The 14,538-nt window shown below is 69.2% G+C and carries 8 protein-coding genes; 5 read left to right on the top strand and 3 right to left on the bottom strand.

From position 1 onward, the window contains the following. A partial coding sequence (locus tag V6D00_02565) for a M14 family zinc carboxypeptidase (GenBank protein ID HEY9898042.1) occupies positions 1-950 on the bottom strand: 950 nt, incomplete at its 3' end. Between the two features lie 316 nt (positions 951-1,266). Here V6D00_02565 and V6D00_02560 point away from each other — a divergent pair. The 5 genes from V6D00_02560 (at position 1,267) to V6D00_02540 (ending at position 11,672) form a co-directional block, all read left to right on the top strand. Continuing rightward, entirely contained in the window at positions 1,267-3,987 is a 2,721-nt protein-coding gene (locus V6D00_02560) for a PAS domain S-box protein (protein ID HEY9898041.1), read from the top strand. Further along, entirely contained in the window at positions 3,984-5,054 is a 1,071-nt protein-coding gene (locus tag V6D00_02555) for an HD domain-containing phosphohydrolase (GenBank protein ID HEY9898040.1), read from the top strand. The genes V6D00_02560 and V6D00_02555 overlap by 4 nt, the downstream gene beginning before the upstream one ends. A 127-nt stretch (positions 5,055-5,181) precedes the next feature. Then, entirely contained in the window at positions 5,182-7,422 is a 2,241-nt protein-coding gene (locus tag V6D00_02550) for a LamG-like jellyroll fold domain-containing protein (protein HEY9898039.1), read from the top strand. A gap of 3 nt (positions 7,423-7,425) precedes the next feature. Beyond that, positions 7,426-9,777 carry a LamG-like jellyroll fold domain-containing protein gene (locus V6D00_02545; protein HEY9898038.1) on the top strand — a complete coding sequence of 784 codons (2,352 nt, stop codon included), beginning with the start codon at positions 7,426-7,428 and terminating at the stop codon, positions 9,775-9,777. Positions 9,778-9,785: 8 nt separating this feature from the next. Beyond that, a complete protein-coding gene (locus V6D00_02540; protein ID HEY9898037.1) occupies positions 9,786-11,672 on the top strand; it encodes an NHL repeat-containing protein in 1,887 nt (628 codons plus the stop codon). A 56-nt stretch (positions 11,673-11,728) separates the two neighbouring features. On the opposite strand, the gene V6D00_02535 is transcribed toward V6D00_02540, so the two are convergent. Further along, positions 11,729-12,988 (bottom strand): MFS transporter, encoded by a 1,260-nt coding sequence (locus V6D00_02535; GenBank protein HEY9898036.1) that lies wholly within the window; start codon positions 12,986-12,988, stop codon positions 11,729-11,731. A gap of 15 nt (positions 12,989-13,003) precedes the next feature. Next, positions 13,004-14,527, bottom strand: a complete 1,524-nt coding sequence (locus tag V6D00_02530) for a long-chain fatty acid--CoA ligase (GenBank protein ID HEY9898035.1) — start codon at positions 14,525-14,527, stop codon at positions 13,004-13,006. Positions 14,528-14,538 lie beyond the last annotated feature (11 nt).

The following is a 14,538-nucleotide window of genomic DNA, read 5'->3' as shown; positions in this document are numbered from 1 at the left end:
GGCCACAGGATCAGGTTGCTGAAGCTGTGGTAGGTCATCAGGAAGGCGAACTTGCGGCTGCCGACGAGCTGCTTGATCGCCTGGGTCTCGGGCTCCGAGAAGGCGCTCACGCCCATGAAGGTGTCGTTCTCGGGGTCGCTGCTGGCGCCGCCGTTGTTCCACTTGTAGCCGTAGTTGCGGTTGAGGTCGACGCCGATGCGGCGCTTGCCTCCGGTGACGACGTTGGTGTTCTTGCGCTGGTTGGCGCCCTGCTCGGCGTGGACGTGGCCGTCGGGGTTGACGGTCGGAGCCAGCCAGATGTCGCGGCTGTCGACGTAGGCGGTGATCTCGGGGTCCTTGCCGTAGCCCTCGAGCAGCATGTGGGCGATGTTCAGCACGATCTCGGGGGTGACGATCTCGCGGGCGTGGTGGTTGCCCAGGAAGATGACGCCCGGCTTGCTCGCGGTGTTGCCGCGGCCGATCTTGAGGACGAAGAGGTCGTGACCGGTCTTGCCCTGGGTCTTCTCCCAGCTGTCGCCGAAGTCCTCGAGCTTGGTCATGTCGGGGTACTTGGCCGCGAGCGCCTTGAGGTCGGCCTCGATCTGCTCGGTGGTCTTGTAGCCCTTGTCGAAGGAGTTGCCCAGGCTCCTGAAGGACTCGACGGGCAGGTTGAGGCGCTGGATGGTCTCCAGCGAGGCGGCGTTGGCGCTGCCCTTGACGCGCTTGCCCTCGACGCCCCAGACGTCGAAGCCGGCGCTGACCAGCTCGCTCAGGTTCTTGGCGGTGCCGTGGGTGACGACGACGTTGACCAGGCCGGTCGTCGAGCGCTCGGCCTGGGCCTTGAGCCGGGAGACCTCGGCGGGGTCGGCGCCGGTGCGCATGGGGCTCATGCCGCAGCCGGCGACGAGGCCGAGGGTCAGGGCGATCGCGGCCGCCTTGCGCCAGCGGGACGCGATGGAAAGACGGGTCATTCAGCAACTCCTCCGACAGGTGGGACTTAATCGGTGCTTAATCTTGTTCTAATTATACCTTGATCTCAAGGGGGACTTGCGTCCGAATTTCGCCGCGCCCATGATTTCGTTCCGTCATTGGATACAATGACGGGTTTCGTTGCTGCTCTGATGTTGTTACGCAAATCCTACGGATGGCCTGATGCCTTGGTTGCGACTATGATGGGCGCCATGATGGAGCATTGGTGGGCGTTTGGCCTTTCGGGCAAGGACGTGCGGGGCGCTGCGCCTCGCTTTGCGGTTGTTGCCGGATGACTCGTGCGATGACGGAGCTAAAATGGTCGATCCAGGCTCCTCCGACTTGATCCGCGCGGTGCTCGACACCGCGAGCGACGGCATGCTGGTCCTGGATCCTCAGGGCCGCATCGTGCTCATGAACCCGGTAGCCGAGCGGGTTCTCGGCTGGAAGGAAGCCGAGCTGCGGGGCCAGGTCGGCCACGCGGCCTTCCACTTCCTGCACCCGGACCGGCGCCCGTTCCCCGCCGAGGAGTGCCCCTTCTTCTTGGCGCTGACGTCCAGCGGCAGGGTGGAGAGCAGAGAGCTCTTCGTCGCCAAGGACGGGCGCTTCGTCCCGGTCGCCGTCGTCGTCCAGGGGCTGAGGCAGGGGGGCGAGGCGTCGGGGATGATCGTCTCCTTCCAGGACCTGAGCGAGCGCCGGCAGGCCGAGGCGCAGCTCAAGCTGCACCGGGCCGCCCTGGACGCGGCGGCGAACATGGTCCTCATCACCGATGCGTCCGGCATCGTCCAGTACGCCAACCGCGCCTTCACCGCCCGGACCGGCTACGAGGCGCACGAGGTCGTCGGAGAAAAGGTCGGCGTCCTTCGATCCGGCCTGCAGGCGCGCTCCTTCTACACCGAGATGTGGAGGACCGTCCTTTCCGGCGACGTCTGGGAAGGCGAGCTCATCAACCGGCGCAAGGACGGGAGCCTCTACCCCGAGGAGCAGACCATCACCCCCCTGAAGGACGAGACCGGGAAGGTCTCGCACTTCGTGGCCATCAAGCGCGATATCACCGAGCGAAAGCAGGCCGAGCAGGAGCTGGAGAAGACCCGGGACGAGGCGCTCGCGGCCTCGCGCCTCAAGTCCGAGTTCCTCTCCACCGTCAGCCACGAGATCCGGACCCCGATGAACGGCGTCCTCGGGATGGCCGATCTGCTCATGGACACGGCCCTCAGCGCGGAGCAGCGCGACTTTCTGGGCATCCTCAAGGAGTCGGCCGTCGCCCTCCTGAGCATCATCGACGACATCCTCGACTTCTCGAAGATCGAGGCGGAGATGATGCGCGTCGATTCGGTCGCGTTCGATCCGGCGTCGGTCGTGGAGGGCGTCGTCGGCCTCCTCTCCACGAGGGCCTTCGGCAAGGGCCTGGCCCTGACGAGCTTCATCTCCCCCGCCATCCCCACCCCCCTGCAGGGGGATCCGGGGCGCCTGCGGCAGGTGCTGCTCAACCTGGCGGGCAACGCCCTCAAGTTCACCGAAAAAGGCGAGGTCACCCTGCGGGTGGGCCTGCAGGAGGCGAGCGAAGAGACCTCCACCCTGCGCTTCGAGGTCCGCGACACGGGGATCGGCCTCTCGGAGGCGGCTCGCCGGCGCCTGTTCCAGCCCTTCGTGCAGGCCGACGGCTCGACGACCCGCCGCTACGGCGGCACCGGTCTCGGCCTTTCCATCTCCAAGCACCTGGTGGAGCTGATGGGTGGCGAGATGGGCGTCGAGAGCCGGGAGGGGGCAGGGTCCACCTTCTGGTTCACCCTGCCCTTCCAGCATGGCCGCCTCGCGGAGGGGACCTCGGACCCCTCGCCGCTGCACCGGGTGCGCGTGCTGCTGGTCGGGGGGGACGCGGCCGGTCAGGAGATCGCCCACCGCTACATCTCGTCGTGGGGGATGCGCAACGGGGCCCAGGCCGGCCTCCACGACGCCCTGGAGGTCATCCGGCAGGCGGCTTCCGAGGGCGACCCCTTCGGGGTGGTGATCGTGGACTCCAGCCAGGCCGAGGACGTCGCCCTGTGTCTGGGGCGCCAGGTGGCGAGCGACCCGGCGCTGGGCGCGACCCGGCTGGTCCTCCTGGCCGACCTGGATCGACGGCTCGTCAGCGATCAGACCTCGGCCGCGGGTTATGCCGCCCACCTGACCAAGCCGCTGCGCCAGTCCCAGCTCTTCGATTGCCTGGTCGAGCTCGCCTCGTCCGGCCGGCAGGCGCAGGCCGAGGATCCCGCGCCGCTCCGGGCCGGGCGGGCTCACTTCGCGCCAAGGCGCCTCCTGCTGGTGGAGGACAACCCCATCAACCAGCGGGTGGCCCAGGCGCAGCTCAGGAGGCTGGGCGTCGAGCCGCACGTCGCCGCGAGCGGCACGGCGGCCCTGGAGGCCTTTTCGGGCGACGCCTACGACCTGATCCTGATGGACTGCCAGATGCCGCTCATGGACGGCTTCGAGGCGACGCGCCTGATCCGCCTGCACGAGGCGCCCCAGGGCCGCCGCGTGCCCATCGTCGCCATGACGGCCAACGCCATGCGCGGCGATCGGGAGAAGTGCCTGGAGGCGGGGATGGATGATTACCTGTCCAAGCCCTTCACCCAGGAGCAGCTCGCGGCCGTCCTGGCGCGCTGGCTCGGCGATGATTCGCCGGGGGCCGCGGCGCCCCCGGCCGACCTGGATGCCCGGGCCCTTCCGTGCGTCGATCTGGCGCGCCTGCGCGCGGTGGTCGATCCCGAGGAGGCCGGGCTCTTGCTGGGCCTCTTCGTCGAGTCGCTGCCCGAGATCCAGGCGAGGATCGGCGACGCGCTCGCGCGCGAGGACGCCAGGGCGCTCGTCTCGGTGGTCCACGAGCTGAAGGGGACCGCGGCCAACCTCGGGGTCGCGGCGCTGGCCGCGATCTGCCGCCGGATGGAGGAGACCTCGGATTGGAACGGTCTGCGCGCGCTCGAAGGCGAGCTTGCGCAGGAGGCCGCGCGCGTGCGGGCCTTCGTCGGGACCTTGAAGCAAGGAGAGTTTGACGGATGAACGTCGTGGTCGTCGACGACAGCAAGGTGAACACCGTGTTCCTGAGCGCCCTGCTCTCGAAGCTGGAGGGGGTGCAGTCGTTCTGCTTCACCTCCGCCGCCGAGGCGCTGAGCTGGTGCCGGGCCATGGAGCCCGACCTGGTGCTGGTGGACTACATGATGCCCGAGATGGACGGCCTGGAGTTCGTCCGCCGCTTTCGCGAGAGCCGGGGCTGCGCGGAGATCCCCGTCCTGATGGTGACCTCGGTGAACGAGGCCGAGGTACGCTACCAGGCCCTCGAGTACGGCGCCAACGACTTCCTCACCAAGCCGGTCGACAAGAGCGAGTTCGTGCCCCGCGTTCGGAACATGCTCGCCCTGCGCCGCCACCAGAGGATGCTCGCCGACCGGGCGGAGGGCCTGGCGAGCGAGGTGCGGATGTCGCTGGCGGGGATCCTGGCGCGCGAGCATGACACCATCCTGAGGCTCTCGCGGGCCGCCGAGTTCCGCGATCCCGAGACCGGCTCCCACATCCAGCGCATGGCCAGCTACTCCCAGCTCATCGCCAAGGCCATCGGGTTCTCGGAGTCCGACCAGGAGCTCATCCTGAGGGCGGCGCCCATGCACGACGTCGGCAAGGTGGGGACTCCCGATCACATCCTGCTCAAGCCGGGGAAGCTCGATCCCGAGGAGTTCGAGATCATGAAGCAGCACGCCGCCATCGGCTACGAGATCCTCAGGGGCAGCTCCTCTCACTTGCTGCAGGCCGCCGCCCTCATCGCCGTCAGCCACCACGAGAAGTTCGACGGCAGCGGCTACCCCCACGGCCGCGCGGGCGAGGCCATCCCCCTCTTCGGGCGGATCGTCGCGGTGGCGGACGTCTTCGACGCCCTCACCTCGGAGCGCCCGTACAAGCGGGCCTGGGAGGTCGAGCGCGCGGCCGCCGTCATCCGGGAGGGGGCAGGGAGTCACTTCGATCCGGCCTGCGTGGAGGCGTTCTTCCAGCAGTGGGACGAGGTGCTCGCCATCCACGAGGCCTACCCCGACGTGCCGAGAACCTCCGAGAAGAGCGCCTCCGAGGTGGCTTAGCGCCTTTCGGCGCCCGGCGTCCCGGTACCCTGGGGCCCTTGCCCAAGGCGATGCCCAGGATCAAGGAGGTCTCGGCATCCGGTGGGTACAATGCTCGTATGTTGCGAGAGTGCCGGGGTGCGCGTCCATGACCGATGAGTCCAAGCTGATCAAGGTGCTCTGCCTGGCGTTGCTCGTCGGGGGGTGTCAGAACCCATCGAGCCTCCCCCGAGAGGCAGCCTCGGCGCGCGTCGCCTCCGAGGCGCGATCCGCCTCAGGCCTCTGGGGGCGCGTGGCGGCAGGCTACGCCGTCCAGGCCTCGGCCGCGGATCTGGTCGCCCACGCGACGGTGACGCTCCTGGACGCCGACCGGCAGGTCGTGGCCACGGGCCTCACCGACGCCGCGGGCGCCTTCTCCCTCAATCCCTTCGCCGCCTTCGCCCCGACCACCAACGCCGTCTACGTGCTGGACGCGCGCAAGACCTTCGCGGCTTCGAACGACCGCGCCCTCTTGCGCTTCCGAACCCTGGTGATGTGGGACGGCGCCCAGTGGCGCTCGCTGTCGGGCGCGACCTCGCTCGGGGCGGGGATCCGGATCGACGCGCGCACCACGGCGCTCGCCGCGGTCGCGGACCTGCGGGCGATCGCGGGCGCCAGCCTGCTGGGCTCCCTGGACCCCGCCACGGGGGCCTTCACCGAGGCGGCGGGCGTGACCTCTGCCGAGCTGGAGACGGTGGCTAGCCTGGTTTCCCGGGCCCTCGGCGCCAACCTCGACCCCGTCCAGTGGCTCCGCTACGCCTCGGGGGCCTATTCCCTCGCCCTCAACCCGAACGCGCGCGTGCTCTTCGACCTGGAGGACGCCCTCCAGGTCGGCCCCTATGCCACTTCGAGCCTCACCCCCGTGCGGGGCAAGGACGGGGGCGAGGCCTACGCCTTCTCCAGCGCGATCGCCCTCTACGACGGCCAGATCGGCGGCCAGGGCTCGGCCCTCGGCCAGTTCAATCGTGTCACCTCGGTGGCCGTGGACCGCCAGGGCTTCATCTACGTTCCCGACCTGGTCAACAATCGCATCCAGAAGTTCACCCCGGACGGCCGCTACATCTGGTCCTTCAACACCTTCTCCGGGGGGACCGGCACCTTCAACTACCCCCACGGCATCGGCGTGGACCGGGACGGCAACACGGTGGTGGTGGACTACAACAACCACCGCTTCATGAAGTTCGATCCCTTCGGCAGCCTGCTCTGGGGCATCGGCTCGGGGTCGCGCTGGACGATTCCCGTCGGGGCGACGTCGGGCTCCGCCCACAACCAGTTCACCAACCCGGGCTTCTGCGAGGTCGACGCGTCGGGCAACGTCTGGATCGCGGCGAACTACCGCGTCCTCAAGTACGACCCCAACGGCACCTTCCTGCTGGGGATGGGGAACGGCACCAAGTGGACCACTTCCGCGGGCAACCAGAGCGCGTCGGGCTCGGTGCCGGGCGCCTTCAACGGCTGGGGGAACGCGACGGTGCACCCGAGCGGCGAGATCTACGTGGTCGACGGGGGAAACAGCCGCGTCCAGCGCTTCGACGCGAGCGGCAACTTTCTCTCGCAGTGGGGCACCACGGGCAGCGGCTCGGGCCCCTTCTACCTGATCGAAGACCTGGCCTTCGACCTGGGGGGCAACGCGTGGTTGACGGGCAGCCTGGCGCACTGCGTCTCGAAGGTCGATCGCCAGGGCAACCTGCTGGGCCAGCTCGGTACCCAGGGCTCAGCCCCGTCGCAGTTCCAGAACCCGCGCAACCTCGCCTTTTCTCCGGACGGTCGCTTCTACGTGGCGGACGACACCAACAACCGCGTCCAGCGCTTCATCCCGGCCAACGTGGGGGCAAGGTTCCCGACGGCGGGCAACCTCGATCCGACGAAGGGGACGGTCTCCTTCTGGTTCAAGCCCGCCTGGACGCCCTCGATCGCAGAGCCCGCCCGTTGCTTCTTCGACTTCAACAACGTCTCCACCACCTGGGCCCTCAACCTGGTCTGCATCGGCGGCACCTTCTACGCGTACCTCTCCGACGACGTCGGCAACAACTTGCGAACCCGGCGCGTCGGGGTGAGCCTCGCGGACTTCTCGCGCCTGGTCAGGCGCGACGAGTGGCACCACGTCGCCCTGAGCTGGGCGCTCGATTCCGCCGATCTCCACTTCTACCTGGACGGTACCGAGTTCCGCAGCTACAGCACCGGCGCCGTCGCGAGCTTCAGCGCGCCGGTGCCGGCCGCCATGGGCGTCGGCTCGTACACCACCGGCGCGTCGCCGGCCGAGGCGACCTTCGACCAGTTCCGGATCTACGACAGCGTCCTCTCGGTCGAGGCCATCCAGCGCCTCGCCCGGGGGCTCGCACAGGAGTAGCCGATGCGCCCCTTTCGCCTCATCCTGACCTCGCTGCTCGCGGCACTCGTCGTCCTCGGCTGCCGTCCGGCGCCGCTGGTCGGCCCGTCGTTTGTGGCGACGATCCCGGCGACTCCCTTGCTTGCGGGCCGGGTGATCCTGCCAGAGGGGTACGAAACCCAGGCCGGTGCCGGCTCGATCCGCGCCAACGCCACGGTGACCCTGCTCGATCCTTCCACCCTGGAGGCCAGGGCCACGGGGATCACCGCCCCCGACGGCACCTTCACCGTCCAGGCCCCCGGCAGCTTCACCCCCGTGCTCGACGCCCCTTACCTCCTGGAGTCGACCAAGACCCTTGGTGGGACCGGCAGCGCGGCCTTCCGCCTGCGCACCCTGGTCAGCCTCACGGCGGCCGGCTGGACCAGCATCTCGGGAAGCAAGGTCCAGCTCTCGTCGGCGACCACCGCCGCGGCCATCCTCTGGGACCACCTGGGCCTTGCGGCCTCGGACGTGATGGGCGCGGTGACATGGGACGCCGTGACCGGGACCCACCGCTTCGCCACGGGCCTGCCCAACCTGAGCGAGGCCAAGGCCCGCGAGGTGGAGGGCCTCGTCACCGAGGCCCTGCGCCTCAACCTCGATCCCATCCAGCTCGTCCGGCCGGGGCCGGGCGGGGCCTTCCGGCTCGGCCTTTCGGGCCAGGGCTCCAACATGCTGATCAACCCCGGCTTCGAGCAAGCGAGCCCCAGCGACTATCAGCGCTGGTCGTGGCAGCTGTGGACGCCGGGTGGCAACGCGACCGATTCGGTGGTGGTCGGCGGGGCGCAGCAGGGAGCCCGCTTCGCGCGGATCACGACCAATTCGGCGGGGGATGTCTGGCTGGGCCAGGGGCACGCGGGCACCCCGCCCCGCGGCGCGAACCCCTTTTCGCTCGTGGCGGGCCGCCCCTACACCTTCTCGGTCCATGCGCGCGGGGCGGTGGGCGGCGAGAAGATCCAGCTGACGTGCGCCACCGACCGGCTCGTGCCGGGGCCCAGCTTCAACGGCCCGAGCGTCGCGCTGACGACCGCGTGGAAGCGCTACTCCCTGACGTTCACGCCCACGGTCTCGAGCCCGCACAACATCGTCTTCGTGCGCGTCGGCTCCGTGGCCGGGCAGGCGGTGTTCCCTGCAACGGTGGACGTGGACGCCGCCCAGCTCGAGGAGGGGGCGGCGGCGACCGGCTTCGAGGCGGGAGGGAGCCTGATCGTCGACGGCTTCGGCAGCGCCGTCGAGAACGTCGGCACCACCGACGACGAGGGCCGGGTCGGTAGGGGGGTCGTGGTCGATTCGGGCGTGAACATGATCGCGAATTCCAGCGTCGAGCTGGACTCGGACGGCAACGGCGTGCCCGACGGCATGATGGTGACTAGCGTGACCCCCGATGCCACCTTTTCGCTCGATGCCACGGTTCCCCGCTTTGGCCAGAGGTCCCTCAAGATCGTCCGGACGGGGGCCGCGGACAACACGCTTGGTTACTTCGACAGCGGTACGTACCACCTCAAGGCGGGCAAGTCCTATACCTTCTCCTTGTGGGTCAGGGGTCAAAACGTCTCGGCCGGCGGGAGCGCCACGGATTTGGGGCTCAGAGTGAACACCTTTCGAAACGGCGGCGTGGTGGTCAGCACCTTCGCCGCAGCCTGCCCCATCGGGACCTTCGACTGGACGCGCCTGAGCGTGTCCTTCTCGGTGTCGGAGGACTGCCGAACCGTGTTCTATCCCTTGTTCCGCAACAAGACCGGAACCGCGTGGTTTGACGGCTTCCAGATCGAGGAGGGGGATGTTGCCACCCCCTACGCCGGAGATTCCGTTGCTCCCGATCGCCTGAGCTTCGACGCGCGCGCCTTCAACATGGAACAGGGGGCGATCGCCTTCTGGATCCGCCCGGCCTATTCCTGGGAGGAGGCCGGGGGCGTCTCCCTCTTCAAGCTCAACAACCCGTCCTTCAACACCTTCGTCTCGATCACCAAGCGCCGACGGACCGACGGTCGCTACGAGATCTACTTCTCCTCTTACGACCCGGGGGGAAGCCACCTCGCCACGTGGGTGCCGACGTCGGCACCGTGGCAGAGGGGGGAGTGGCACCACGTGGCGGCGACGTGGGGCTCGCGGGGGCTCGAACTCTACTGGGACGGCGAGCTGCGCGCCACCGATCCGTACGCGGGCCGCCTTGGGGTGACTGAGCTGCCTGCGCTGCTAAGCTTCTCGAGCCCGCTCTTGATCCCGGGGGCCAACGGTGCGGTGTTGCAGAACGCCACCCTGGACGGGCTCCAGGTCTGGGACGTTCAGAAGGCCGCCGAGTGGGTCCGGCGCGCCCACATGGGGGTGGTCCAATGACGCGTTCCTTGCGTTTGACTGCCTTCGCCGCGATCGCCCTGAGCCTGGTGGCAGCCTGCCAGGCCGTTCCCCTGCGGGCGGTGAGCCCGTCGGTGGAGGGCGCCCCGGCGAGCGCCACCGGTCTCGCCACCGTCACGATCAGGGTCGTGCTGCCCCGCGAGGCCCAGGCCCTCGTCTCCAACACCCAGTCGGTCACGGTGCGGCTGCGCAACGGCGTCGTCGTGCGCAACGCCACCCTCGGCGCAGGCGGGGGCCAGATCACGTTCGCGGACCTGCCCGCGGGCGGGGGCTACACCCTCTACGCCGCGGGCTTCGCGGGGGCTGCCGGCACCGGCCGCATGATGAGCTGGGGGCGCCTGCCCGTGACCCTGGCGTCGGGGCGCAACCAGCTGGGGCTCTCCCTCTCCGTCGTGCTGGCCTCGGGGGCGGGAGCGGACGACCTGGAGGGCGGGCCTGCGGGAGCGGGCGCCGAGCAGCTGGGCGCTCAGCGGGTCCTGACCTCCATGGACGACTTCGCGCCGGGGACGGCGAGCAGCGTCGAGGTCTACTCGACCGGCCAGCACGACTACCTCGGTCAGTTCGGCTCGGCGGGCAGCGGCAACGGGCAGTTCGGCAACTTGATCAACGAGATCGCCATCGACCGCCGGGGCGACATCTGGGTGTGCGACAAGCCCCAGAACCGGGTGCTCAAGTTCGATGCGGGCGGCACCTTCCTGCGGGGCATCGGCCAGGGGCAGATCTGGGTGGCGCCTACCGCAGCCCCCGCCTCGACCGCCTCGAGCACGGCGAACCAGGGCTTCAACCAGCCTACCTCGCTCGCGTGCGACGCCGAGAACAACCTCTACGTCACGGATTACACCAACTACCGGGTGCTCAAGTTCGACGCGAACGGCACCTTCCTGATGGGCGTCGGCTACGGCACGAGCTGGGTGGCCCCGAGCACCGCCTCGGTCGTGGCCCCCACCAACGCCTCCGGCAGCCATACGCCCCATGGCGTGGCGATCGACCGGAACGGCAACCTGGTCGTCACCGACGTCAACAGCCATCGCCTCCAGATCTTCAACCAGAACGGCGTCTGCATCAGAGGGATCGGGCAGGGTACCACCTGGACGGGCGCGCCTCAGCCGGCGGCCACGGGGAGCGTGAGTCGCGCGTTCGAGTCGCCCTGGATCGTCAAGGTGGGACCCGACGGCTTCTACTACGTGACCGACAACACCAACCGGGTGCAGGTCATCACGTCGAGCGGCGCCTTCGTGCGCTCCTTCTCGACCGCGACCGCCGACAAGCCCACCAACTCCTCGGGGCACCTGGGCATCAGCCCGACGGGCTTGCTCTACGTCACCGCGTACGGCGCGGCCCCCTACTTCACCCAGGTCTTCACGCCGACGGGGGTTCCGCTCAGCCGCTACGGCCGCAGCGGCACCGGGAATTGCGAGTTCAGCAACCCCGGGGGCATGGAGTGGGCGGCCGACGGCAGCCTGTGGCATGTCGATCGCCTGGGCTTCCGCGTCCAGCACCTGCGCGGCCAGGACCCCAAGGGGACCGGCGGCGCCCTGCGCCTGACCGGCGATCGCCAGCCGGACGCGCCGGTCTACGCCGCCTCGGGCACCTACGAGACCCCGCCCCTGGACGCGGGTGCGGCCGTGACGTGGCGCTCGGTCTTCTGGAACGTCGAGAGCCTGCCCGCGCTCACCGGCGTCGCCGTGGACGTGGCCACCGCCAGCGACGGCCTGGACTGGGGAGGCTGGCAGCTGGTGACGGGCACCTCGATGCCGGGGGGCAACGCGTTCAACTTGCCGGGGGTCAGCGGGCGCTACCTCAAGACCCGCCTTTCGCTCAGCAGCGCGAACCCCGCCGTCTCGCCCGTCGTGCAGGAGGTGGGTGCGACCTACTGATCGGGATGCAGGAGACGCGTGGGGCGGGCCGGCCGGCCCGCCCCACGCGTCTCTTGTTAGCGCCTTTCGGCCGACTCGCGCTCCGGCTGCGCCGGCACGACCCGCCCGAGCCAGGCGCCGGAGCGGCGCGGCCCCGTCTCGGGCAGCAGCAGCCCGCCCAGGGCGAGCACCCACGAGAAGGCCGCCCAGATGCCGAAGCCCAGGGTGAAGGTGCCGGTCGCGTCGCGCAGGTAGCCCACCACCACCGGCGAGAGCGACGAGAAGACGTAGGCGAAGCTGAAGACCGTCCCCATCATGAGGCTGACCTTCTGCGGGGTCATCCCGGCAAGCTCCATGGGCGCGGTGAAGAGGGGCGCGACGTAGGTGAACATGGCCACGCCGAGGCAGACGGCCGAGACCATCAGGAGCGCGGGCTGGTTGAAGAGGAACATCCCGAAGCTCGAGCAGCCCATCAGCACCCCCGCCCCGATGATGAAGGGCCGGCGCAGCCCGAGCTGCTTGGTGAGGATGCCCGCGACGATGGCCGTCGGGATCCCGACCAGGTTGAAGAGGCCGGTGTACTGCGAGGCCGCCGCCTTGGTCATGCCGAAGGCCTCCATGTAGTACTTGGGCAGCCAGGTGTTGAAGGCCAGGTACAGCGCGAGCGGCCCCGCGAAGCTCAGGGCGATGATCCAGGTCTCCTTCATGCGCCACACGTCCGCGTAGCTGGCCTCTTCGCTGGCTTGCGCCCGGGTGGCCTGGGCGGTGCTGCGATCGCGCCCGAACACCGCCCAGGCGACCAGCAGGCCGACGCTCACCAGGCCGTAGACCAGGAGGGTCTTGCGCCAGCCGAGCATCCCCGACAGCGGGACGGTGGCGAAGAGGGTGACGGTGATGCCGGTGTTGACCGCCACGTTGTTGAGGGCGGTGACCAGGGGCAGCTCGTCCTTGGGGAACCACTGCATCACCGAGGCGCTGAAGAGGGTGACGACCATGGCCCCGCCCACCCCGAACACGAAGCGCGAGACCAAAAAGAGGTTGAAGTCGGTGGCCAGGGGCGAGAGCGCCGCGCACGAGATGCACAGGCTGCCGATCAAGACGGTGCGCTTGATGCCGATCTTGACGGCCAAGAGGCCCGTGACCAGGGGGGCCACGACCTTGGCCACGGAGACCAGGGTGGTGATCAGCCCGAACTGGGCGGCGGTGATGTGGAAGCTCGCCTGGATCTCGGCGCTGAGCGGGGTGACGGCGATCCAGGAGAGGCCGAAGACCGCGTAGGTGAGAAACAGGAGGGCCTCGACGACGAAGCGGTAGCGGGGGGGCTGTTCGGTGGTCACGGTGGCTTTCCTCTTCTAGACCGACGCGGCCTGGGGCGCGCGCAGGGCGTTCTTCTGGACCTTGCCCGCCGAGTTGCGGGGCAGGGAGTCGCTGAAGACGACCGACTTGGGGATCTTGTACTTGGCGAGCCGCGCGCGCAGGAAGTCGAGCACCTCGGCCTCGGTGAGGAGGTGGCCGTCGCGCAGGACCACGAAGGCGCGGCCGACCTCGCCCCACTTGGGGTCCGGCACCCCGATCACCGCCGCCTCGTGGATGCTCGGGTGGTGGTGCAGGGCCTTCTCCAGCTCGGCGGGGTAGACGTTCTCGCCGCCCGAGATGAAGAGGTCCTTCTTGCGGTCCACGATGTAGTAATACCCTTCCTCGTCGCGCCGCACCAGGTCCCCGGTGTGCAGCCAGCCGTCCTGGATGGCGTCGGCACTCGCCTGGGGGTTGCGCCAGTAGCCCGCGAAGACGTGCGGCCCCGAGATGAGCAGCTCGCCGACCTCGCCGGTGGGCACGTCCATCCCCGCGTCGTCCACCAGGCGCACGTCCAGGTGCATGTTGGGGAAGCCGACGCTGCCCGCCTTTCGCACGGCGTCCCGGGCGTCCAGGGTGAAGCAGTTGGGGCCCGCCTCGGTGAGGCCGTAGCCCTGCTTGAAGGTCACCCCGCGCCGGGCGTAGGCCTCGATCAGGGGCACCGGGCAGGGCGCGCCGCCGGTGATGAAGAAGCGGATGGAGCTCAAATCCGAGCTCTCGAAGTTGGACGCATCCAGCAGCATCTGGAACATGGTGGGCACGGCGAAGACCACGGTGCAGCGCTCCTGCTCGATCAAGGAGAGCGAGCGGGCGGCCTCGAAGCCGCGCATCACCACGACGGTGCCTCCCCGGTGCATGAGGGGGGTGGTCAGGACGTTGAGCCCGCCCGTGTGGAAGAAGGGGGTGTGGGCGAGGGTCACGTCGTCGTGGCACAGGTCCCAGCCGACCTGGGTGTTGATGGCGTTCCAGGTGATGGTGCCGTGGGTGAGGACGGCGCCCTTGGGGTTGCCCGTGGTGCCCGAGGTGTAGAGGATGAGGTGAGGGTCGTCGAGGGCGATCTCGGCGGGGGGGGGCACCTCGGAAGGGGCCATGGCGAGCAGGTCCTCGTAGGAGGTCAGCAGCCCGCCCGGTGAGAGCGGCACCACGTACTCGAGCGACAGCAAGGGGAGGATCTCGCGGACCAGGCCGTCGAACTCGCTCCCGTAGAACAGGGCGCGCGGGGCGCAGTCGTCGAGGATGTAGCGGACCTCGGGACCCGCCAGGCGCCAGTTGATCGGCACCAGCACCGCGCCGAGCTTGCCCGCGGCGAAGAAGAGCTCGAGGATCTCGCTGCAGTTGTGGGCGAGGACCCCGACGCGATCGCCCTTCTGGATGCCGAAGCGGTGGCGCAGGACGTGCGCCAGGCGATCGCAGCGCTGGTTCAGCGTCTTGTAGCTCAGACGGCGCTCGCTCGCCTCGTCGACGACGGCGATCTTCTCGGGGGTGTAGGTCGCCCAGCGGCTGAGCCAGTCTCCAAAGTGCATGCCGATCCTCC

It is taken from the genome of Pantanalinema sp. (genome assembly GCA_036704125.1).
Taxonomy (GTDB): domain Bacteria; phylum Cyanobacteriota; class Sericytochromatia; order S15B-MN24; family UBA4093; genus JAGIBK01.
This window is presented reverse-complemented; position numbering and strand designations above follow the sequence as displayed.